Raw genomic sequence first — 22811 nt, 5'->3', positions numbered from 1 at the left:
AATGAAACACCTATTATACACATTCGCCATCCTACTAATGGCATCATCCTGTTCCAACGAAGAAATGGAGCAGATAACAGAAAGCGGAAAAGCAAAGATGCAATTCCGATTAAGTACAAGTGAATGTCCGGTACAAATAATAACACGCGCAACGCCTGTACCAGAAATAGAAACATTTATTGTTTCTATTACCAATAGTGAAGAGGAAGTAGTAGCAAAGAAAACATTGAAAGAATTGCAGCAAGAATCTCCTTTGTTCTTGGAAGCTGCAGATGGAGGAACAAAATATAAGGTTGAGGCATATTCATGCGATTATCCGGGAGAAGCGATATTGGATAAACCATATTTTTATGCTACTGAAACCTATACGGTTATAAAGGATGAAACAGTTACAGCAGAATTGGAATGTAGCTTACAGCAGTTTCAGGTTTCATTTGTTCCGAGTTCTGAGTTTATGAGTTCATTCCGTACAGATGAAAAGGTGGAAGCACAAGGAGGTGAGAAATTTTGCTTAACAGTTTCTGATGCTAACGGACGAGAAGTGGAATATACTTATGCAGATTTGGATAAATCGGCATATTTTGATGGCTCTAAAACATCGTCTTATATTAAGATAAATATAAAGGGAACCACAATTAAAGGTTTCCCGGTTAATTATACTGAAACTATTGAACCTGATGGGGAAGTAAATAATAATAATCTGTTTGAAGCAAAAGAACATATTATTATAGATTTAGCTGTATCAGAAAGCCAATCATTAAATGTTAAAGCAACGCAGATAGAATTATGATAAACTTAAGAAAAACGGTAAGTTGCACCCTTTTGTCAGCATTTTTGTTGGCAAGTTTTTCATCATGTGAGATGAAAAACGAGTTATGGGGGAAAGATCCTAATGAACTTTCTTCGGACGAATCAGGAATACTGGACTTGAAACTATCGGTTAAGGAACCTGTTTATAATGGATTAAAAACAGAAACACGAGCTGCTGATACAGCCAAGATTATTGTTCCGGAAGTGGATGATTTGAAAATTAAGGTATTTAATGAATCAAATGAACTTCAGGACTACTTTGAATCATATTCAGAATATGAAGAATTATCTAAATATCTGCTAAAACCAGGAACATATTATGTTGAAGTATCAACTGGTGAAAATTATGCAGTTACAACAGATAAACCATATTATGAGTCTGTTGATACATCAGTCGTAAAATTAAAGGAAGTGACAACTGTAAATGCTGTTTGTCAGTTACAGAGCGCTATAGTTTATTTGATACCGACAGACGAATTTGTGAATGCTTGTTTGGATGATTATTCAATTACTATAACAAATGGTTCTGGTGTAATATCAATAGGAAAAGATGATCCAAAGATTGTTTATGTTTCTCCTGGTATGGAGGCAACAGTAACAATTCGAGCAACAGAGAAAAACACAAATACACCAGTGATCCGGACTTTCGTGCTTGCCGACAGCGAAGGACATGTTCATTCTCAGGATTTGTTTAAAATTGAAATCAAGGATTTGGAAGAGGATATTATTCCAGAAGATCCGGAACAACCAGATCCGGACCCAGATCCAGATCCTGAAGATCCAACAAATGGAAAATTCACGATTAAAGTTGATATGACAGTAAATGAAAATCCGGTTGATATTGTTGTCCCAAGTGATGGAGGAAGTGGTGGTGAAACCGGAGAAGGAGGCGAAAGTGAGGCTATTACGATTACTGGAGATGCTATTAATACTGATTTGGTGGTAAATGCTCCTAATGGAATTAGCAGTTTTGTGGTACGAATAGATTCTCCATTATTACCTCCTTCAGAGTTAGAAAGTATTGGATTAAAAAGTGAGTTTGATTTAGTTAATCCTGGAGAATTAGCTGAAAAATTAAGTGGATTAGGATTCCCTGTTAATATAGGTGGAGAAACATCAGTTTCATTTAACATATCTGAGTTTGTCCCAATGTTAGAACTTTTAGGTAGCGGAACAAGTAATTTTCATTTGACAGTTACTGATTCAAAAGGAAATACCCAATCAAAAACAATTACTGTTACAACATAAGATGTAATAATTATGAAAATAAGATATATTATAAGTTGTTTACTGCTTTTATTTATCTCTTTTGCATCATGTACAGATGATGAAAGCAGTTTGGAAACAAAAGGATATTTGGAACTTGGTGTTTCCAAAAATGTAGAGGTTATTACCAGGGCATTTGATGTGGAAGACCAATCGTTGTATGTTGATATTTGTGCCGGATCAAACGATTCAATAGTAAAACATTTCTCTGACTATAATGATATGGCTGGAGAACGTGTTTTGCTTGATGTTGGTACTTATAAGGTTAAAGTAAGTTCAAATCCGTATTCTAAATTGGAGTTTGAACAGCCAACATTTTATGGAGAAAAAACAAATGTTGCTGTTACTGCCGGAAAAACAACACCGGTGTCTGTTGAATGTTTCCTAAGCTGTGTAAAAGTAACTACCGAATTTACCAAACCGGTAAAGGAGGCATTTGAATCTGTAGTTGCTCGTGTCAGTGACAAAAGCGGCTTGTATTTGGATTATAACCTTAATGAAACACGTGCAGGATATTTCCAACCCGGATATATTCTTGTGGATCTTACTTTGACTAATAAAGAAGGTTATGAATTTAAAATGTCTAAGCTTGTTGACAATACAGAAGCTCGTGATCATTATCATTTGGTATTTGATTTGATTGACAGTGGAGACAATAATTCAGGTATGGATTTTGATATTTCTATTGAGACGGATCCTACAAATGATGAAAAGCATACTGTTACAGTTCCACTGCCTGAAACGGGGTATGGACAAGAGCCGCCGGTGGTTACTTTTGCAGGTGCAGTTTCAACGGATAAAGAAACTGTTATTGTACCTCAAAAAGAACAAAAAGAACAAAAGTACAATGTAAATATAACTGCTAAATCTGAAAATACAGGTATTAATAAGGTTCAGCTATTGACACAAACAACTTCAGAACAATTTGCTGAAATACCTGCTATTTTAACTTTGACAGAATTGCCAGAAGAGAGTGATGAATATAAAATTTTATCTGGATTAGGTTTTGTTTTTCCATTAGATTATTCTAACGAAAAAACTGAATTTGTTTATCAATTTTCTCCTAAATTATTGAATCCAGGAGACTATAAATTTACTTTATTATTCCAGGATAAAAATGGCAGGATGTCATCTGGGGAATTTACATATAGTGTAAAAAGTGAAATATCAACAGAAAACATTAGTGATAATCCAGAGTATGTTTGGTCTCGATTTGCACAACTTCGTGGATATGCTGAAAATCCTAATTTAGGAGGCTTCTTTAAATATAAAGAACAATCAGAAGCAGAGTGGAGAACGTCTGAAAAAGCTGTTTTTGATGGTAAAAATGCTTCTTTTGAAATAAATAATCTGAAACCGGAAACAACTTATGAATACAAGTTTTGTCAGGGAGATGTAGAAGGTGATGTATTATCTTTTACAACAGATGCAGAAACTGAAGTTCCAAATTTATCTTTGGATGGTTGGGCTGATGAACACACTCCAGATGGTTGGTGGAGCTCAGGTAATGAGGGTACTTCAACTTTGGACCTTTATCCGACACTACAAGATAATGGAATATTAGGATCTTGCGTTAAAATGTTTACTTCGTATTTTAGCGGAACAGTAATTATTGTTCCTGTGAATAAATTGGTTAGTGGAAATTTGTTTGTAGGAACTTATGAAGGTCTTTCTGGAAAGGACGGTGTTAAATTGAATTTTGGACATGAATATAATTCTAGACCTTTTAAATTGGAATTTCAATATAAGTATACATCAACTAAAATTAATGTTATTGATAATAATCGTGGTTCTGCTACTGAAGAAGATGACTCAGGATTTATTTATTTCTTACTTACAGATAAGATTTATAATATAGATACTGCTAATGAGAGTTCATTTATAAAAGAGGAAAATTATGCTTCTGATGAACATATATTAGCTTATGGTTCATTAACGATACCTCAAACGGTTTCTGAGTTCAAAAAGGGAGAAATAGAATTAACATATAAAACATTAGATAAAAAACCTACTCATATTATAATTGTTGCATCCTCAAGTAAAAAAGGAGATTATTTTACAGGAGGAGAAGGTAGTAATTTGTGGTTAGATGAATTAGAATTAGTTTATCCAACCTCTATAAATGATATTAATAATTAAATGAAACGAGTAATAATTTTGTTTTTAATAGCTATCTTATTCCCGATAGCAATCAACGCCCAAACCAAAATCCTGGGCCGTAAAGTATTTGACAGAGGAATCCATAATCATACCTTTATCCCGAAAGGGCAATGGATGGTAGGTTCCACATTCTCATATTCCGAACATGAAGATGATAACTTTTCATTTTTGGGAGTTTTGGAAGATATAGAAAGTATAGGATATTCATTTAAGGTAAGTCCATTTTTTGGATATTTTATAAGGGATAATGTGGCAGTAGGAGGGCGTTTTGCTTATAAGCGTTCTTATACTGATTTAGGAAATATCAGTCTGGATTTGGATGAAGATATGAATTTCAGTCTTTCTGATGTGAAATATCTGGAACATGAATTTTCCGGAACAGGTTTCATCCGAACTTATATGCCAATTGGCAAAAGTAAAGTTTTTGGTCTTTTCAATGAAGCAAGATTAACTTATGGATATGGCCAGGGAAAAAATACCTCGGGAGTAATGGGCACTGCTGAATATTCAGGAACATATCAGACGGTAAACAAATTGCAGATAGGTATGTGTCCTGGTCTTACGGCATTTATTACCAATTTTGCTGCTGTTGAAGTTTCGGTAGATGTGTTGGGATTTGATGTGAAATGGACAGATCAGGTGACAAATCAGGTGGAAACCGGCTCACGCAGGAGCAGTTCGGCAAACTTTAAGATTGACTTGTTTTCAATCAATTTAGGTATGAACTTTTATTTTTAATGAAAGACTATGGAATTATCTCAGATAAAACTAAAAGGAATTGCCTTGTTAGGCAGTTTGTCCTTGCTTTTTTCATGTATAGAGAATGATATACCTTATCCTTATCAGGAAGGAAATATCACAGATTTTGCAGTTGAGGGTCAGTTGGACAATAGTTTGGCAATTGATAAAACCAAAGGCTCAGTGGTGGTTGAGGTGAGTGATGCTGTAGATATTACGTCCTTGCGTATTCAGAAAATGTTGGTGAGCAATGATGCACGTATCACTATCGACTCAAGCCGTTGTGTGGACTTTGTTAATTTCCCGACATTTGGTTTTGCATCATTGGATAGTCTTCCTAAATCAGCAGATACGCGAGTGGACTTCTCTTCTTCGGTTGCTGTTTTATTGCAGACATATCAGGATTATCCTTGGACGATTACTGTTAATCAGACTATCAACAGAACTATAGTTGTAAGTAATCAAATTGGAGAACCTGTTATTGATGTTGATAACAAACAGGCTGTAGTTTATGTTTCAAAAGATCAGCCTTTGGACAATATTCAAGTTTCAGAGATGAAGCTTGGTGGTTCTGTTGGTGTCGTAGTTCCAGATCCGACTACAATAAATGATTTCTCACGTCCGCAAACATTTGAAGTGACACGTTTTGGTGTAAAAGAAACATGGAAGGTCACGGTTTTGCATTCGGATGGAGAATCAACGCCTGCAGGAGACTGTTTCCCTATGGTTCGTCAGATACGTGTGTCGGGAAACATTCAGGTAGGAAAAACTCCGGTTATAGAATATAAGGAGAAGAGTGCTACTGATTGGCTGACTCTTCCTGAAAATGCAGTTACTGTTAGTGGAACTACTTATACAGCGTTTATAACAGGTCTGAAAGCTACAACAACATATGTTTATAGAACATTGATTGATGGAGTTGCAGGAAAAGAAACAGAATGTACAACTGCAGCAGAAGTAGCCTTGTCAAATGGAAGCTTTGACGATTGGCATCAGAATGGAAATGTTTGGAATCCATGGTCTGAAACCGGCGTTTCTTTTTGGGATACAGGAAACAAGGGAGCTGCAACTTTAGGTGAAAGTAATACTGTTCCAACTGACGATACCAGCAACGGAAGCGGTAAAGCTGTTAAATTAGAATCTCGTTTTGTCGGATTAATGGGGCTTGGTAAGTTTGCTGCTGGTAATATATTCTCAGGTTCTTATGTAAGAACAGACGGAACAAACGGTGTATTGAGTTTCGGTCGTGAGTTTGAAACATATCCTACTGGTTTGAAATTTAAGTATAAATATAAGTCAGTAGTTATTAATAAATGCAACGATACAGATTATGAATATTTGATGAACAGACCTGATTCAATGCATGTTTATATAGCTCTTACTGATATGTCTGAACCTTTGGAAATCAGAACTAAGAAATCCGACAGACAATTATTCAATAAGAATGATAAGTCAATAATTGCTTACGGTGAACTGATTTCTGCAGAAACAGTGAACTCTTATAAGGAATATACTATTAATCTTGATTATCGCAGTTATCGTAAACCTAAGTATATTATTATAGTGGCTTCAGCTAGTAAATATGGCGATTTCTTTACAGGAGGTGAAGGTAGTACGTTATATTTGGATGAGATGGAGTTTGTATATGAATAGTCAGGGCGTAACCTATATTTAATTAAAAAAGCTCGTAGTGTTTTCCAAAAAACATCGTTATGTTTTTCCGGAAACACTACGAGCTTTTTTCTTTCAAGTTTCACAATTTTGTTATAAAGTTGAGAATCAGAGAAATCATGTGAACTTTGAATGTATTTTAACATTTGCTGTTTAAAGCAATTAAAGAATTAGTTTTATAAAGCTAGAATCACATCATTTATTTGATTTACATAATATTAGGGGAAATGTGAAACATGGCTTTGGAAACTTCCTGGTTCTTCGTCAATTTAGATGGAATAATTTATTAGCATCAATCAAGGCTGAAAGCCTTAAATTATATAGCACAGGGCAACGCCCTGTGTTTCAATATGTATACTATTAATAAGCCCTGAAGGGGCGGAACTGAGTGAAGTTATGCCCTTTCAGGGCGCATATGGTATGGGGTGGTCAAAACGTAGGGCGTTGCCCTACGCTGTAAAATTAAAGGCCTTAAGCCAATATTAGGTAATATATAGCATAAAATGTGCTATCCGAAAGCAATCCCAATTACATCCGAATGTAACAACATTTTCTTCCGTAAGTAATTCCGATTACTTCCGAATGTAATTGAAATCGGATTTGGATATATTTTCAGACAGATGTTATAACCATACATAATCCCACTGTAATCGTTGTCTAATATTTTTTAAGCCTTACTTTTTGTCATTTCTATATTGAATATCTAAATTTACAAATCTTATTCAGTTGACAAGTTGACAAGATAACGAGTTGACAAAGGTAATTTCCTGGTTGGCTTGTTTCTGAATCCATGTTAACTTTAATGTGAGTTCGACAAATTATAAATGACATATAATTGTGGAAATGGATTATTCAGATAAAAAGGACATATAAAGGCTGAAAGCCTTTTTATAGCCCAGGGTGTGAGCCCTGGGTAAGGAGTATTTCCCCCACCAATATAGCCCTGAAGGGGCGACACAATGTTGTGTTATGATTTCGTCATTAATAGAGTGTCGCTCTTTCAGAGCTTTGATAGGATGGAGGTCGTTATACCCAGGGCTTACGCCCTGGGCTATCCAAATAAGGCATTTGCCTTATTTGATAAGGCTTTCAGCCTTGACAGATAGTTCTGAATATGTCGAATCCATGTTAACTTTAATGTGAGTTCGACAAATTATAATGATATATAATTGTGGAAAGGATTATTCAGGTAAAAAGGACATATAAAGGCTGAAAGCCTTTTTATAGCCCAGGGTGTGAGCCCTGGGTTAGGAGTATTTCCCCCACTAATATAGCCCTGAAGGGGCGACACAATGTTATGTTATGATTTTGTCATTAATAGAGTGCCGCTCTTTCAGAGCTTTGATTGGATGGTGGTCGTTATACCCAGGGCTTACGCCCTGGGCTATCCAAATAAGGTATTTGCCTTATTTGATAAGGCTTTCAGCCTTGATAGATAGTTCTGAATTTGTCGAATCCACGTTAACTTTAAAGTTGACAATATAACGAGTTGGCAAGAGAATTTCCCTTGTCAACTTGTATCTGAAGTCTTGTTGACTTTAGAGTTAGTTCGACAAATTATAAATGACATATAATTGTGGAAATGGATTATTCAGATAAAAAGGACATATAAAGGCTGAAAGCCTTTTTATAGCCCAGGGTGTGAGCCCTGGGTAAGGAGTATTTCCCCCACCAATATAGCCCTGAAGGGGCGACACAATGTTGTGTTATGATTTCGTCATTAATAGAGTGTCGCTCTTTCAGAGCTTTGATAGGATGGAGGTCGTTATACCCAGGGCTTACGCCCTGGGCTATCCCAATAAGGCAAATGCCTTATTTGATAAGGCTTTCAGCCTTGACAGATAGTTCTGAATATGTCGAATCTACGTTAACTTTAAAGTTGAGCAACTTGCGAAACTTAAATTAATTTATAAACTTAATAACTCAAAACCAACAATATGTTGAAACAACATTTGCAACAAAAGCTACAGCAGAAACTGTCGCCGCAGCAACTGCAGGTAATTCGGTTGCTGGAGCTGCCTGCAATTGAGATAGAAGAACGTATCAAGAAGGAGCTGGAGGAAAATCCTGCCCTTGAGGAAGGCAAGGAATTGCCCGAAGGACAGGAAGATATTTCACAGGAAGATTCTCCTGAGATGGACAACGGAGGCGATGCCGATGTGGACATTTCTCTCGGTGACTATATGTCTGAAGATGATATCCCGGAATACAAGCTTAGGGAAATGAGCGAGCGTGCCGAGAAGAAGGAGGAAATACCATTCTCCGGCGGTGTGTCTCTTAATTCCTATCTTCTTGAGCAGCTTTCGGTGCTCGGACTTCCGGAGAAGGATGAGAAAATTGCCGAATATATCGTTGGAAATATCGATGACGACGGCTATTTGAGACGTGAACTCTCGTCTATTGCCGATGATTTGGTTTTCCAGGCAGGAGTGGATGCCGACCTGAAGGATGTGGAAAGACTTCTGAAAGTTGTTCAGGATTTCGACCCGGCAGGAGTTGGAGCAACTGATTTACAGGAATGTCTTCTCTTGCAGTTGAAGCGTCGTGAGCAGACTGAAGCAGTTGACTATGCTGAGAAGGTTGTTGAGTCTTTCTTCGAAGATTTTTCACGTAAAAGATATGAGAAAATAATGCGCTCGCTGAATATCGACGAGGATATGATGAAGCGCGTAATTCGTGAGATTACTTTGCTTAATCCGAAGCCGGGAAATGAATGGGGCGGTGATGCTGAGGTTGCCATGAGCCGTGTGACTCCGGATTTCATTGTTGATGCAAATAATGGTGAGCTTACTCTGACGATGAACAACCGCGGTGTTCCTGATTTGCGCATTAGCCGTGAATATATGGAAATGCTGGAGGATTATGCAGGAAACAAGCAGAACCGCACTGCCGACCGCCGTGATGCCGTGACTTTCGTCAAGCAGAAACTGGATGCTGCACGTGGTTTTATTGATGCGGTGAAACAGCGTCAGAACACCTTGCTTCGCACGATGGAAGCGATAATGCTTCTTCAGCGTGAGTTTTTCCTTACCGGCGACGAGACAACGCTCCGCCCGATGATTCTGAAGGATGTGGCTGAGAAGTCTGGTTTTGATGTTTCTACTGTTTCGCGTGTTAGCAACAGCAAATATGTACAGACAAACTACGGAATTTATCCTTTGAAATATTTCTTCTCAGAATCAATGCAGACCGACAGTGGCGAGGAGATTTCAACCAGGGAAGTGAAACATATCCTTCAGCAGTCTATTGATGCCGAAGACAAGCGCAAACCGCTGACAGATGAGGAACTGGCAGCGATATTGAAGGAAAAAGGATATGTTATTGCCCGCCGTACGGTGGCAAAATATCGTGAGCAGCTTGGGGTTCCGGTGGCGAGGTTGAGGAAGGAGCTTTCTTGATAGGATATAAATTTAGTATAGACAAATTTGGCTGAAAGCCTTAAATTATATAGCAAAGGGCAACGTCCTGTGTTTCAGGATATGCTATATGATACGCCTTGAAAGGACGAAACTGAGTGAAGTTCTGCCCTTTCAGGGCGTATTTGTTAATGGATGGCCAAAACGTAGGGCGTTGCCCTACGCTGTAAATTTAAAGGCTTTCAGCCAAGATTATGATATAGTTATTTTCTTGTCAACTTGTCCCCTCGTCAACTCGTCTCTATACTTATCTAGTCCAATAATCCAACACTGTCACCGCACTCGCCTTGTTACCAAGCACCTTGCCGAACTCCTTATGTGCCGGATGGATAAGATATGCATCCCTGTCCTCTTCAGAATGGAAAGTTACGAAGAAGCAGTGAGTCAGACCTTGCTGTTTTCCCTCGGGACTGCAGTCTGTTCCCCACTCATAATCTTTGATTAAGTCGATTTTTGAAGGCAATTCGCCGAATGCATCTTCAACTGCCTTTACCTGCTCAGCTGAAACTTCAGGTTTGAAGCCGAACATAACTACGTGGCGAAGAACTTTCTCTTGTTTCTTTTCGCCTGAACATCCGCAAATCAGAAAGGCTGATGCGATTAATGTTCCTGTTAATAATGCTAGTCTTTTCATTTTGTTATAAAAATAAGTTTATAGAAGTTCTTTTTACTTAGTTAACGTGAGTTCGACGAGTTATGAACTATCTGTCAAGGCTGAAAGCCTTGTCAAATCAGGCATTTGCCTGATTTGTATAGCCCAGGGCGTGAGCCCTGGGTAAAATCGATCACCTTCTGTTTAAAGCTCTGAAAGAGCGACACTCTATTAATGACAAAATCATGGCATAACATTGTGTCGCCCCTTCAGGGCTATATTGGTGGGGGGAATACTCCTAACCCAGGGCTTACGCCCTGGGCTATAAAAAGGCTTTCAGCCTTTATATGTCTTTTTCCCTGAATAATCCTTTCCACAATTATATGTCATTTATAATTTGTCGAACTCACATTAAAGTTAACAAGGATCCAGATACAAGTCAACCAGGGAAATTCTCTTGCCAACTCGTTTTTTTGTCAACTTTAAAGTTAATGTGGATCGACATATTCAGAACTATCTATCAAGGCTGAAAGCCTTGTCAAATCAGGCATTTGCCTGATTTGTATAGCCCAGGGCGTGAGCCCTGGGTAAAATCGACCACCATCCTATCAAAGCTCTGAAAGAGCGACACTCTATTAATGACAAAATCATAACACAACATTGTCTCGCCCCTTCAGGGCTATATTGGTGGGGGAAATACTCCTAACCCAGGGCTTACGCCCTGGGCTATAAAAAGGCTTTCAGCCTTAATATTATGTCCTTCTTCCCCGGAATAATCCAATCTACAAATCTGTTAGCATTTTTAATTCGTCGAATTCACGTTAGTTATATAATGAATTACTTTTTACAAATATATATTGTTTTGAGAAACGGCAAGTAGTTGCAAATAAATATTTTTAATATGATAGAGATATTTTAAGCCCCGTAAGTTACTCAACTTGAAATATACAAAATGCTACCTTTTTGTAAATTCAGCTTCCATTAATTAACCAAACAAGCTTTTGGGCTAACAGCCAATTCCCGAGAAACATAATGAAAATATTGAAAAATACGACTTTATAAACATCGTTCCGGGAAATGATTACAATGTGTTTGGGGAATTATTGTGATGGTGCACATGTAACATTGTAATGATGTCAGCAACTCTTCACAATCATTGCCTGAAGTTATAGTAATCATTTTTTTAACAAATGCTTTTGGGTAGGAAAATCCGTCCCGTTATCCTATAAATTGCACTTAAATATGGCAATTTTCACTCAGGAAGAGTAAAAATCATGAACGGATTTACATTGTCATTTATCAAGTATATAGTTATTTGTGTAAACAAAATGCTTGTAGAAAAACAAATGATTGGGATGGAATTTTTCTGTTGTCAGGAAAAGCAATGATTTTGCGTCAATCTGTATTTCCTTAACTCCGTGAGAGTGCCATCGTTCTGCAGTTTCTGATAAACACCTCGAAATATCGCAATCTCAGATGGGTTAGTTTGACAAAATGTAAAAGTGACAAAATGATATATCGACTAAACTTGGTTAATGTTTTCAGCATTAATTTTATAGAATACTGATATTTCTGTGAAATATTCGTTTGACTATATGAAGAACCAAAATAAATTCCTACAAAATTCTCTTTTTGCCCTTATAATTGGGATATAAAAGAACAATATTGTATCTTCGCTGAGTGTCTTGATTTATAAACAAGACAAGAGTGTTGTATTTTTAAGAAATATGAAGCGAACTATAGCAAATGTACTTTCCGGAATGTTTCATCCATTGTTGATGGTAACTTATGGAGTAATTCTGGCTTTGACTTATACATATCTGGCAATTTATCCGATGGGAATGAAATTGTCGATCGTTGGAGGAGTTTTTGTTATGACGGCAATAGTGCCTGCACTGTTTATATGGATAATGTATAAAACAGGAATGGCAGGAGATTTGGATTTGACAAACAGGAAAGAAAGGACATTGCCTTATATAATATTTGCTACATCATTGCTTGCCACAGGCTTTTTGCTCTATAAATTGCGGATGCCGGTATGGTTTTTGCTTGAGCTGTTCGGAGCATGTGCAGCACTGTTGATAGCAATGCTTATAAACCATTATTGGAAGATAAGCGCCCATATGATAGGCGTGGGAGGACTTGTTGGTGGAATTTTGGGAGCAGCCCAGATACAGATGATAAATCCTTATGTGGGGATAATGATTGCATTTGTTGTTTCGGGGCTGGTCGGTACATCCAGATTAATATTAAAACGACATACGCCGATGCAGGTATATGCAGGTTTTATGCTTGGTTTTACCTGTGTCTTTTTGTCATCATTGTTAAGTTTTATCTTATTTTTCATTTAAAAACACAGACATTATGAATTTTCCGGTTGAATTGAAGTACACAAAGGATCATGAATGGATCCGTGTAGAAGGCGATGTAGCTTATGTAGGTATCACAGATTACGCTCAGAGCGAATTGGGTGAAATTGTTTATGTTGATATCACAACAGAAGGCGAAACAGTAGCAAAAGAAGAAGTTTTTGGAACAATTGAAGCTGTAAAGACTGTTTCTGACTTGTTCATGCCTGTTAGTGGAGAAGTTCTTGAAGTTAATGCAGAATTGGAAGACGCTCCTGAGCTTGTAAATGAAGATGCATACGGAAAAGGTTGGTTGATTAAGATTACAGTTAATGATCCTGCTGAATTGGATGAACTGTTGTCTTCTGAAGATTATCAGGCTTTGATTGCAAAATAAGTGTTAATATAGTTGACGAGTTAACAAGTTGACGAGTTGACAAGGTTAATAGTTAAAGTTATTTCCTTGTCAACTTGTTTTCTGTAGCCTTGTCAACTTTTATAATAGTGAATGTATGAAACCAGTTGTAAGTATTATCATGGGCAGCACATCAGATCTGCCTGTTATGGAAAAAGCGGCTAAGTTCCTTGATGAAATGGAAATTCCGTTTGAAATGCACGCGCTTTCGGCACATCGTACTCCTGCCGAAGTTGAGGCATTTGCCAAAGGAGCCAAAGACCGTGGTATTAAAGTAATTATTGCTGCTGCAGGTATGGCTGCACATTTGTGTGGCGTAATTGCATCAATGACAACACTTCCTGTTATCGGTGTTCCAATCAATTCAACACTCGACGGAATGGATGCTCTGCTGGCAATAGTTCAGATGCCTCCGGGAATTCCTGTGGCAACAGTCGGTATCAATGGCGCTTTGAATGCCGGTATTCTTGCTGTTCAGATGCTTTCAGTTGGTGATGAGGCTTTGCAGCAGAAACTTGCCGCTTATAAAGAAGACTTGAAAAAGAAGATCGTCAAGGCTAATGAGGATCTTGCGAAAGTAGAGTTTAAGTTTAAGACTAATTGATAAGGGAGTTGACGAGGGAACAAGTTGACGAGTTGACAAGTTAACAAGTTGACAAGTTAACAAGTTGACAAGGTTAATATTTAAAGTTATTTCCTTGTCAACTTGTTTCTGTAGCCTTGTCAACTTTTTTCTTTAATTTAAAGCAGATAATAACAATGTTTAATTATTCCCGTAGGAAATCGTCCGAAGTACATATTGGAAATACTCCTTTAGGAGGAGATAATCCTATTCGTATACAGTCAATGGCAAATGTATCTACAATGGATACAGAAGCTGCAGTGGCTCAGGCAGAGCGTATGATTGACGCCGGAGCGGAATATGTACGTTTTACAGCTCAAGGCGAACGTGAAGCCCGTAATTTGGGTGAGATTCGCCGTTTGTTGAATGAGAAAGGCTTACATACTCCGTTGGTGGCAGATATTCACTTCAATCCACGTGCGGCTGATGTTGCTGCGGAGAATGTGGAGAAAGTCAGAATCAATCCCGGTAATTATGTTGACAGGGTCAAGACTTTCAATCTTATGGAATATACCGATGAGGAATATGCTGCGGAATTGCAGAAAATCCGTGAGCGTCTGGTTCCGTTTCTTGATATTTGCCGTAAGAACGGAACTGCGATACGTTTGGGAGTGAACCATGGTTCGTTGTCCGACAGGATTATGAGCCGTTATGGTGACACGCCGGAAGGAATGGTTGCTTCGTGCATGGAATTTCTGAGAATTTGCCGTGAAGAGAATTTCAACGACGTTGTTATATCTATAAAGGCTTCGAACACGGTGGTAATGGTACGTACAGTCCGCCTTCTTGTCTGCACTATGGATAAGGAAGGAATGTCGTATCCGTTGCATCTTGGTGTTACGGAAGCCGGTGACGGTGAGGACGGAAGAATTAAAAGTGCTGTCGGTATTGGCGCACTTCTGGCTGATGGAATTGGTGATACGATACGTGTTTCGTTGAGCGAAGCTCCGGAAGCTGAAATGCCGGTTGCACGTAAATTGAGAGATTATATTCTTGAGCGTGAAGGTCACGAACATATCGAGGCTGTTATGGCTCCGGGATATGATGAGATTTGTCCAGCCAAAAGAGTTTCGGACGAAGTTCTGTGCGTTGGTGGCAGAAACAAGTCTGCAGTTATCGTTGATGTCAGAAATAAAACGGCAGAAGATTTATCGATTGGCGGTGGTGAAAAACCTGATTTCCTTTATGTGGAATCGGTTGAAAAGGCTGCTGAATGGTCGGCTTATGCCAAATCCGGAATTATTGTAGATTCTGATATCTGGAACGGAGAAACAGAAAAAATATATCCTTGTTTCTCAGCTGACAAAGTTGAGGAATTGAAGAATAATGCTTCACCATTGAAATTCGTCGCTCTTTCGTATAACGATATTAAGAGTGGATGGATTTCTGTGCTGAAGGAAGAGAAAAACATAGTAGTTATTTTGACTACAAGCCATAAGAATGGTGTGGGCGAGCAAAGGGCTGCGTTGCATTATATGATGTCCGAGGGTGTGAATGCGCCGGTTATTATTCATAGAGAATATTCTGATTCGGAAGTGGAAATGTTGCAATTGAAATCATCTGCAGATTTGGGCGCATTACTTTTGGGCGGTTTCACTGATGGCATAATGTTGTCGGCTCCGGCTGTCAAACCTTCTGTGGTGGTAAGCTGTATGTTTGGTATTCTGCAGGCTGCAAGAGTACGTATCAGCCGTACAGAATATATTTCATGTCCAAGTTGCGGCAGAACATTATATGATTTGCAGGCTACAATCGCAAAAATTAAAGCAGCAACATCTCATCTCGTAGGTCTGAAAATCGGAATTATGGGTTGCATTGTCAACGGTCCGGGTGAAATGGCAGATGCTGATTACGGATATGTTGGCGCAGGTCGAAACAGAATAAGTCTTTATAAGGGAAAGACTTGTGTGTTGAAGAATATTCCGGAGGAAGAAGCGGTTGAGAGGTTGTTGGAGTTGATTGAGAAGGATAGGAGGTAAGGAGTCAAAACAAATATCAAATGAAAGTACAAATAATAAACAAATCACATCATCAGTTGCCGGCTTATGCAACAGCTCTATCTGCAGGAATGGATATTCGTGCAAATTTGTCGGAGCCGGTTGTAATAAAGCCGTTGGAAAGAAAACTTATACCTACGGGATTGTATATTGCTTTGCCTGAAGGCTATGAGGCACAGATGCGTCCGAGAAGCGGTTTGGCATTGAAGCATGGTATTACGCTTTTGAATACACCGGGCACTATTGATGCTGACTATCGTGGTGAAATAGGTGTAATATTGGTAAACCTTTCGTCTGAGCCTTTTGTGGTTAATGACGGAGAACGTATATGCCAGATGGTAATTGCTTCTTATCAGCAAGTGGAATGGGAACCTGTTGAAGTGTTGACTGAAACTGAACGTGGAGAAGGTGGTTTCGGGCATACAGGGAAAAAGTAATATATGAGAGTTGATGAGTTGACAAGGTTTCAGATACAAGGTGTTTATGAACCTTGTCAACTCGTTTTCTTGTTAACTTGTTTCTATCAATAATTCAACCAATCTTTTAGGACCGAAACTTTATTTCTGCTCACCATAATTTTCTCGTTGAATGCAGGTTTCAGCTGCACTACAACCTTGCCGAGGAAATAGTTTTCCAGTTTTTCAATAGAATCAATACATGCAAGCACCTGGCGGTTAAGTCGGAAAAATCTGTCAGGGTCAAGCTGTGTGGCGAGCTTGTCTAATGAAAAATCAATTATATATTCCTTTCCCGACCAGGTCTTTGCAAAAGTAAGTTTGTTTTCGCTATAGAAATAGGCTATTTCATCTACTTGAAGAGAGAAAGAACGGTTGTCATTTTCTATCAGAAAACGTGTTCGGTATTTTTTTGAATTGGATGAAGCCTGTCTGAAAATATCTTCCAGAATATCCAGTGAAATATTCCTTTCTTTATTGTTTCCCGGATTTTTCCACCGTTCGAATTTTTCCAGTGCCTGTTCCAGACGGGATTTGTTCACCGGTTTCAACAGATAATCAATGCTGTTGACGGTAAATGCCTGAACTGCATATTCATCGTATGCAGTTGTAAATATTATCATGCCTTTAGGTTGAGCTTTCTCAATGAAAGAGAATGAAAGACCGTCAGTCAACTGTATGTCGAGGAAAAGCAAGTCTGGATGCGGGTTTTGTGCATACCACTCTGCTGCGCCTTCAATAGTGCCGGGAAGTGATATTATTTCCCAGTCCGGCCGCAATTCCTGCAACATATTCTTTAATAATCGTGCTGCCGGGATTTCATCTTCAATTATAGCTGTTGTTATCATATTCTTTATTGTAAAAATGTTAAAAAATAGGTCCGAACCTACGGTGAATTATTTACGGCCCCAATTCGACGTGGGTTCGGTCCTACGGCGTCGTGGGTCCGGACCTGTTTTTAGCCTAATCCAGAATAGGAATATTTACGGTGAAATCAGTTGAATCCTTTTCGATTTCAATATCTCTTCCGCTAATCATCATGTATCTTTCCGAAAGGTTTTTCAATCCATTACCCAATGATATAACATCCTTTTTCAGATTTATGTTGTTGTGAATAGCAACCATATCTTTTTCCTGAATATAAATCATGTCTATAACCATAGGTTTGCCGATATGTATAATATTGTGTTTTATTACATTTTCAATAAGCAGCTGAAGAGTGAGAGCCGGTATTTTCCGATGATTCAGAGATTCGGGATATTGGCGGTTAAGATGTATGCAGTCCCCAAGGCGTACACGGTGCAAAAATAAGTAAGAATCAAGGAATTCCTGCTCCTGTTGCCATGTTACAATCCCTTCCTGCTGGCTTTTCAGTATATATCTGTAAACATCAGAAAGATTTTGTGTGAAGAGGACTGCATTTTTAGGGTTATATTCTATTTCTGCCACCAGAGTGTTCAGACTGTTGAAAAGGAAATGAGGATTCAACTGGCTTTGAAGCGCGCTATATCGTGCCTTGATGGAACTCTCTTCAAGCCGTGCTGTTTTTTCGTGCAGTTCTGCAAGCTGTTTATATGATGAAACCATCATTATCAGAGTAACAACAACAATTTCAATCAGCCATATCCAGAACAATACAATCCATCCGATTTCATTGAAATGGAAAGGATGTGGTGCATTTAACATGAATTTGGTGATTGACAAGGTAAGATAATTGATAATGAAAAGTCCTATAGCGGCAAGAACCCCGGCAATGATGGATTCCTTTTTGCGTCTTATTGGATTATGCATGAATGAGCGCACATTGTTTCTTATCCATACGGCAAGGAATCCGATTATATTGAAAGACAGCAGAATCATAAACAAAGGAAGCAGCGAAAATAATTTGTGCTGATACCTTGGCTCTATACCCGCAAAGAATACTACGGAATAATATGAAAAACAGGCTAACCCGGAAAAAAGGCTTGCGTAAAATATCCAGTTCTTGTTTTGCTTCATAATATTTCCTTTTTTTAGCAAAGTTAGCCTGTAGATGGAAGTTTCGCAAGTGTAACTCGTATATGATGTTTTATCAATTTTTGATTTGAGCATTCATTTTGCGAAACTTCGGTATAATTCTATGTATTAAAAACAAACACCAAGTCGGAGACCGAGATTGCTCATACCATTTTCATTATAATCCAGCAAATCATTATTGTTAGTACTATAGTTGTAGTATGCAGCAACGTGGAATCCGAATCTGCTGTATTTCAAAGGATGGATTGTCAGTCCGATTTCTGGAGAAACATAAAAACCCCAAGGACGATCATAATATCCAACCAGATTAAGATATGTTGTGTTTTGCTGATACATAGCACCGAGTTTTGCTGTTACATATGGTTTTACGTATCCATTGTCGAACAATGTATAACTAACCAAAGCTCCGAAAGGAACCTGGAATGAAGAATGTTGCTGGTCTGTGTTCAGGGTTTGTGTAGGAGACAATTGGATAGTTCTTCTTTCGTCATAGCCATGATTGGTGTGAAAACTTGCAAATGCACCCAATGACCATGGACCATATACTTCATAAGCTGTTTCAAAACTCATACCCCAACCAGTCATTCCGTTTACGAAATCACTGCCGATTGGTGCATTAAGCTGCCAGTCTAGCTTGAAATTAAGTTCGTCGGGAATACGTTGTGCGCTGGCATTGTTTCCTGAAAAGGAAAAGATTGTGAATAAAGCAGCCAGTATGCTTGTTTTCAAGTATTTTCTATATGTTGTCATAATTTATTCTCCTTTTTATTTTAGAAGTTGACTAGTTGACAAGGTAACAAGTTGACAAGAAAATATACAAATACGCCTTGTATCTGAAACCTTGTTCACTTGTCCCCTTTATTTACTGATATACGGTGATTGTCTGAAAGACTGTTCAATTGCTCGTTGAATCAATGCCATATTTACCCGTGAATTATAGGAAAGCATACCTTCGCTGTTGGCATGCCATACAATAGGCAAACGGTTAGTACTTGAGGCTTTTGTTTTGTCAACGTTACTCAAGTTCACCATCTCCATTACTATAGCACCTGTTGTATATTGGTATGAAACAGGATACGACATATACCATCCACCGCCCCAATATGGTCCCCAATATCCGGGATTCCACCATCCGTCCCAGTAACTGCCGACGAATGTTGTCATATTGACATCGTTTTCAATATAAGTCATCTGAATACCTACATTTGCAGAATCCTTTTCCATACAACGAGTATAACCTCGCTGTTCCATTTCACTTTCAACTTGGGAAATAAGTTCCTGCGCATTTTCATTTTTCCAATATTCATTTTTCAATCCTTGACCGGCAACCAGTATGCTGTCTGCCAGATAGAAGGTTGAAGCTTCTGAAAACTTGAAATCCGGGTCGTATTGAGTGTAAACGGTAAAATCTCCGTCCATTTCACTCATATCCGGGTTTTTCTCGCAAGCTGTTATAGAAAATAATACGAGTAATAGTGCTGTTAGATTTTTAATATTCATTGTCATAGTATTTAATTATTATTTTAATAGTTGACAAGGCTTCTGATACAAGTTGACAAGGAGTATTTGTGTTTAAAAACCTTGTCAACTTGTTTACTGTAAGCCGAGCCGAAAATCTTCAGACTTGATTATAATGCTCTGCCTTTGAAAACTGTACTTTGCTCAAGAGGCAATATATGACCGGACAATGTGAGCCGGTTTGAATTGAATGTTGGCAAGACATTTACTGTAGCTGTACTGCTTCCTTTCGGCAGACTTATAGTAATCCGAGCTGATATACCGACACCGGAAACATTGAATTCGACAGAAAGATTTCCTTTCTTGTCTTCTTTCATACTGAAGTCCGACATAAGTCCGTCAACAGTTATACCACCAATACCGTTTGGTCCACTAACAGGAACATTGAATGCAATCTGTACAGTTGCCTTGTCTTCGTTCACCATGACAAAGTTTGTGTTTGATGTAACATAGGCAGTTGTTCCATATTTGAACATAACTCTGTCTGCTTCCAAAACGAATTTTTTGTTTTCTATAGACTGTTTGGATTGTTCAAAAAGTAAAGAATCCAATATTTCCTGTTCGGCTTTACGTTCTTGACGTAATCTTGCTCTTTCTTCCTTGTCTGTTGTTTGAGCTTGTGTCAACCCTACATTAGCAATAATTGCTATCAACATAATTAACAATCTTTTCATAAGCCTTCATTTTTTAGTTCAAACGAATATAGTGTTATTTAATTTGTTGTTAATAAGAAACTAGACGAATTGCTAAATATCATGGATGAATTGTAATATGGCAGGTTTGAAAGTTGGAATTTATATTTTTATTTTGGAAATAATCAAGGAAAAAGGTTGTAAGAAATTTATAATATACATACTTCTTTTAACAGCTTTTTGTGCTGTTAATGTGTGAGTTGTAGTTGTATAAATATTGAGGACTTAGTTTCTTTTGTGTATTAAAAAAGAAATCTTACTTTTGCGATTGGCTAAATGCTCAACATTGAAGCTGGCAGAAAACAATTTGACAAAGTTTTTTATTCTATGATGTGTATCTGCGGACTGTCTGACCTTAATGTTGGGTAAATCGCGAACTTCAGTGATTTAAAATACAGATAATATGTTTAGAAAAATAATAACAATCTCTCTTTTCCTGGTTTCATTGTCCGTGCTGGCTTCAAACAACAGGAAATTTGACTACTTTTATTACGAGGGATTGAAGTTGAAACAGGCAGGAAAGTATGACGCTGCGTATGACATGTTCTCCTATTGTTTGTCGCTCGACTCAACTGCTGCCCCGGTGATGTATGAGCTTTCTTTGTTTTATGTTCAGATGAACAAGGCAGACAAGGCAGTTGAAATGTTACGTAAGGCAGTGGATAGTGATTCCGATAATATGACTTATAGAATGGCTCTAGCCAATGTTTCCGGAAATCTGGGAATGTTCGCCGATGCGGCAGCCGAATATGAGGCTTTGGTGGAAAGGTATCCAGACAAAGCCGAGTTGCGTTATTATCTGGCTGAGGCTTTGGCTCAGGATGGCGAGCTGGCAAAAGCAATCGAAGCATATGATGCTTTGGAAAGCATTATGGGAATGAATGAAGCTTTGTCATTGCAGAAATATAAATTGTATTCTTCTCTTGAGGAAGAAGATAAGGCTTTTGCTGAAATACAGAAGCTGGCGGATAAATATCCTGCCGAATCAAGATACCAGCTTTTGCTCGGTGACTTGTATTTGGAAAAGGACAATTTTGATGAAGCATTGAAAGCTTATACCAAGGCTCACGAGATTAATCCTTCAGATTCGCGTTACATAGTATCTATGGCGAATTATTATGAGGCAACCGGTAATAAGGAAGCTGCAGAGAAGGAGGTGCGTAATGCTTTGGTGAGCAAAGGACTTGATGTTGAAACTAAAGTCGGAATATTGTCCAGATATATCCAACGTCTGCAACAGACAAAACAGGATATTGAGCAGGCTAATACTTTATTCCTTACACTTTTGGAACAGCATCCTCAGGATACAAATCTCAAACTGATGTACGGCAGTTTGCTTATGCTTCAGAAAAAGAATGATGAGGCTAAATTCCAGTTCAGCCTTGTTACTGAAATGGAACCGACGAATCAGAGCGCATGGCAGCAGTTGCTGAATATGGCATTGCGTACTGAAGATATAGACGAGGTTGTCCGTGTTTGTAATAAATGTATCGAACTGTTCCCTGAATCTCCGGAATATTATTTCTACTTGGGAATTGGTTATTTCCAGCAGGAAAAATATGAAGAAGCATTGGATGTCTATCGTAAAGGACTGGGTGTGATTCCGAAGGAAAACGGAAGACTTATGTCTGATTTCTACGGACAGATAGGAGATTTGCATTATCAGATGAACAATATGCCTGAAGCATATAAGGCGTATGACGAGGCTTTGAAATATAACGACAAGAATGTGGTTGTTCTGAATAACTACAGTTATTTCCTTACTCTTGAAAAGAAGGATTTGAAACGTGCGGAACGAATGAGTGCGCAGTGTATAAAACTGGAACCGGACAATGCTACATATCTTGATACTTATGCCTGGATTTTCTTTACTCAGGGAAATTATAAACTGGCAAAGATTTATATCGAGAGTGCCATATCAAAAGATACGACAAACAGTGCTGAGTTGGTTGACCATTATGGTGATATCCTGTTCATGAACGGAGATAAGGACAAAGCCGTTGAACAGTGGAAAAAGGCTCGCTCAATGGGTAAAGAGTCAAAGACTCTAGACAAGAAAATAAAGGAAGAAAAGTATATTGAGGAAAAAGAATAA

The 22811-nt window shown here is 38.2% G+C and carries 18 protein-coding genes; 12 read left to right on the top strand and 6 right to left on the bottom strand.

Features of this window, described 5'->3' with window-relative positions; all coding sequences use genetic code 11:
* Position 1: 1 nt before the first annotated feature.
* The 6 genes from ACYIAR_RS08955 to rpoN all read left to right on the top strand — a co-directional run bounded on the left by ACYIAR_RS08955 (position 2) and on the right by rpoN (position 10043).
* Positions 2-790, top strand: coding sequence for a DUF4493 domain-containing protein (locus ACYIAR_RS08955; protein ID WP_480328969.1), 789 nt, complete (start codon positions 2-4; stop codon positions 788-790).
* Positions 791-861: 71 nt separating this feature from the next.
* Positions 862-2058, top strand: coding sequence for a DUF4493 domain-containing protein (locus ACYIAR_RS08950; protein WP_480328967.1), 1197 nt, complete (start codon positions 862-864; stop codon positions 2056-2058).
* Positions 2059-2070: 12 nt separating this feature from the next.
* Positions 2071-4215 carry a DUF4493 domain-containing protein gene (locus ACYIAR_RS08945; RefSeq protein ID WP_480328965.1) on the top strand — a complete coding sequence of 715 codons (2145 nt, stop codon included), beginning with the start codon at positions 2071-2073 and terminating at the stop codon, positions 4213-4215.
* Positions 4216-4974: a hypothetical protein gene (locus ACYIAR_RS08940; protein WP_480328963.1), complete on the top strand. Its 759-nt coding sequence runs from the start codon at positions 4216-4218 to the stop codon at positions 4972-4974.
* A gap of 9 nt (positions 4975-4983) precedes the next feature.
* The gene (locus tag ACYIAR_RS08935) at positions 4984-6627 is read left to right on the top strand and encodes a PCMD domain-containing protein (protein WP_480328961.1); all 1644 of its coding nucleotides are present in this window, start codon (positions 4984-4986) and stop codon (positions 6625-6627) included.
* Positions 6628-8582: 1955 nt separating this feature from the next.
* The gene (gene rpoN / locus ACYIAR_RS08930; RefSeq protein ID WP_480328959.1) at positions 8583-10043 is read left to right on the top strand and encodes an RNA polymerase factor sigma-54; all 1461 of its coding nucleotides are present in this window, start codon (positions 8583-8585) and stop codon (positions 10041-10043) included.
* Positions 10044-10308: 265 nt separating this feature from the next.
* Here the strand turns inward: rpoN and ACYIAR_RS08925 are convergent, their stop codons facing one another.
* Positions 10309-10695, bottom strand: a complete 387-nt coding sequence (locus tag ACYIAR_RS08925) for a Dabb family protein (protein WP_480328957.1) — start codon at positions 10693-10695, stop codon at positions 10309-10311.
* Between the two features lie 1685 nt (positions 10696-12380).
* On the opposite strand from ACYIAR_RS08925, the gene ACYIAR_RS08920 reads away from it, so the two are divergent.
* From ACYIAR_RS08920 to dut, 5 genes are all read left to right on the top strand, one after another.
* Positions 12381-13004, top strand: coding sequence for a hypothetical protein (locus tag ACYIAR_RS08920; protein ID WP_480328955.1), 624 nt, complete (start codon positions 12381-12383; stop codon positions 13002-13004).
* A 13-nt stretch (positions 13005-13017) separates the two neighbouring features.
* The gene (gene gcvH / locus ACYIAR_RS08915) at positions 13018-13398 is read left to right on the top strand and encodes a glycine cleavage system protein GcvH (protein ID WP_480328953.1); all 381 of its coding nucleotides are present in this window, start codon (positions 13018-13020) and stop codon (positions 13396-13398) included.
* Between the two features lie 115 nt (positions 13399-13513).
* Entirely contained in the window at positions 13514-14020 is a 507-nt protein-coding gene (purE, locus tag ACYIAR_RS08910; RefSeq protein ID WP_480328951.1) for a 5-(carboxyamino)imidazole ribonucleotide mutase, read from the top strand.
* A gap of 149 nt (positions 14021-14169) precedes the next feature.
* Positions 14170-16017 (top strand): 4-hydroxy-3-methylbut-2-en-1-yl diphosphate synthase, encoded by a 1848-nt coding sequence (locus ACYIAR_RS08905; protein ID WP_480333605.1) that lies wholly within the window; start codon positions 14170-14172, stop codon positions 16015-16017.
* Between the two features lie 20 nt (positions 16018-16037).
* Positions 16038-16472: a dUTP diphosphatase gene (gene dut, locus ACYIAR_RS08900; RefSeq protein WP_480328949.1), complete on the top strand. Its 435-nt coding sequence runs from the start codon at positions 16038-16040 to the stop codon at positions 16470-16472.
* 86 nt (positions 16473-16558) lie between these two features.
* Here dut and ACYIAR_RS08895 read toward each other — a convergent pair whose 3' ends face one another.
* The 5 genes from ACYIAR_RS08895 to ACYIAR_RS08875 all read right to left on the bottom strand — a co-directional run bounded on the left by ACYIAR_RS08895 (position 16559) and on the right by ACYIAR_RS08875 (position 20698).
* Entirely contained in the window at positions 16559-17338 is a 780-nt protein-coding gene (locus ACYIAR_RS08895; RefSeq protein WP_480328947.1) for a LytR/AlgR family response regulator transcription factor, read from the bottom strand.
* 115 nt (positions 17339-17453) lie between these two features.
* Entirely contained in the window at positions 17454-18488 is a 1035-nt protein-coding gene (locus ACYIAR_RS08890) for a sensor histidine kinase (protein ID WP_480328945.1), read from the bottom strand.
* Positions 18489-18614: 126 nt separating this feature from the next.
* Positions 18615-19256 carry an outer membrane beta-barrel protein gene (locus ACYIAR_RS08885; RefSeq protein WP_480328943.1) on the bottom strand — a complete coding sequence of 214 codons (642 nt, stop codon included), beginning with the start codon at positions 19254-19256 and terminating at the stop codon, positions 18615-18617.
* 108 nt (positions 19257-19364) lie between these two features.
* Positions 19365-20006 carry a DUF4136 domain-containing protein gene (locus ACYIAR_RS08880; protein ID WP_480328941.1) on the bottom strand — a complete coding sequence of 214 codons (642 nt, stop codon included), beginning with the start codon at positions 20004-20006 and terminating at the stop codon, positions 19365-19367.
* A 128-nt stretch (positions 20007-20134) separates the two neighbouring features.
* Positions 20135-20698 carry a DUF4251 domain-containing protein gene (locus tag ACYIAR_RS08875; RefSeq protein ID WP_480328939.1) on the bottom strand — a complete coding sequence of 188 codons (564 nt, stop codon included), beginning with the start codon at positions 20696-20698 and terminating at the stop codon, positions 20135-20137.
* A gap of 421 nt (positions 20699-21119) precedes the next feature.
* On the opposite strand from ACYIAR_RS08875, the gene ACYIAR_RS08870 reads away from it, so the two are divergent.
* Entirely contained in the window at positions 21120-22811 is a 1692-nt protein-coding gene (locus ACYIAR_RS08870; protein ID WP_480328937.1) for a tetratricopeptide repeat protein, read from the top strand.

Source organism: Parabacteroides sp. KHUB-01 (genome assembly GCF_056640935.1).
Note: the sequence above shows the minus strand (reverse complement) of the source record. Positions and strands in the feature narration are given on the sequence as shown.

Coding starts and splice junctions, on each gene's coding strand:
- ACYIAR_RS08890 (WP_480328945.1), bottom strand. CDS start 18,488: ATGAAGCAAAACAAGAACTGGATATTTTACGCAAGCCTTTTTTCCGGG.
- purE (WP_480328951.1), top strand. CDS start 13,514: ATGAAACCAGTTGTAAGTATTATCATGGGCAGCACATCAGATCTGCCT.
- ACYIAR_RS08880 (WP_480328941.1), bottom strand. CDS start 20,006: ATGAATATTAAAAATCTAACAGCACTATTACTCGTATTATTTTCTATA.
- ACYIAR_RS08955 (WP_480328969.1), top strand. CDS start 2: ATGAAACACCTATTATACACATTCGCCATCCTACTAATGGCATCATCC.
- ACYIAR_RS08950 (WP_480328967.1), top strand. CDS start 862: ATGAAAAACGAGTTATGGGGGAAAGATCCTAATGAACTTTCTTCGGAC.
- ACYIAR_RS08885 (WP_480328943.1), bottom strand. CDS start 19,256: ATGACAACATATAGAAAATACTTGAAAACAAGCATACTGGCTGCTTTA.
- ACYIAR_RS08895 (WP_480328947.1), bottom strand. CDS start 17,338: ATGATAACAACAGCTATAATTGAAGATGAAATCCCGGCAGCACGATTA.
- ACYIAR_RS08870 (WP_480328937.1), top strand. CDS start 21,120: ATGTTTAGAAAAATAATAACAATCTCTCTTTTCCTGGTTTCATTGTCC.
- ACYIAR_RS08925 (WP_480328957.1), bottom strand. CDS start 10,695: ATGAAAAGACTAGCATTATTAACAGGAACATTAATCGCATCAGCCTTT.
- gcvH (WP_480328953.1), top strand. CDS start 13,018: ATGAATTTTCCGGTTGAATTGAAGTACACAAAGGATCATGAATGGATC.
- ACYIAR_RS08945 (WP_480328965.1), top strand. CDS start 2,071: ATGAAAATAAGATATATTATAAGTTGTTTACTGCTTTTATTTATCTCT.
- rpoN (WP_480328959.1), top strand. CDS start 8,583: ATGTTGAAACAACATTTGCAACAAAAGCTACAGCAGAAACTGTCGCCG.
- ACYIAR_RS08920 (WP_480328955.1), top strand. CDS start 12,381: ATGAAGCGAACTATAGCAAATGTACTTTCCGGAATGTTTCATCCATTG.
- ACYIAR_RS08935 (WP_480328961.1), top strand. CDS start 4,984: ATGGAATTATCTCAGATAAAACTAAAAGGAATTGCCTTGTTAGGCAGT.
- ACYIAR_RS08940 (WP_480328963.1), top strand. CDS start 4,216: ATGAAACGAGTAATAATTTTGTTTTTAATAGCTATCTTATTCCCGATA.
- ACYIAR_RS08875 (WP_480328939.1), bottom strand. CDS start 20,698: ATGAAAAGATTGTTAATTATGTTGATAGCAATTATTGCTAATGTAGGG.
- dut (WP_480328949.1), top strand. CDS start 16,038: ATGAAAGTACAAATAATAAACAAATCACATCATCAGTTGCCGGCTTAT.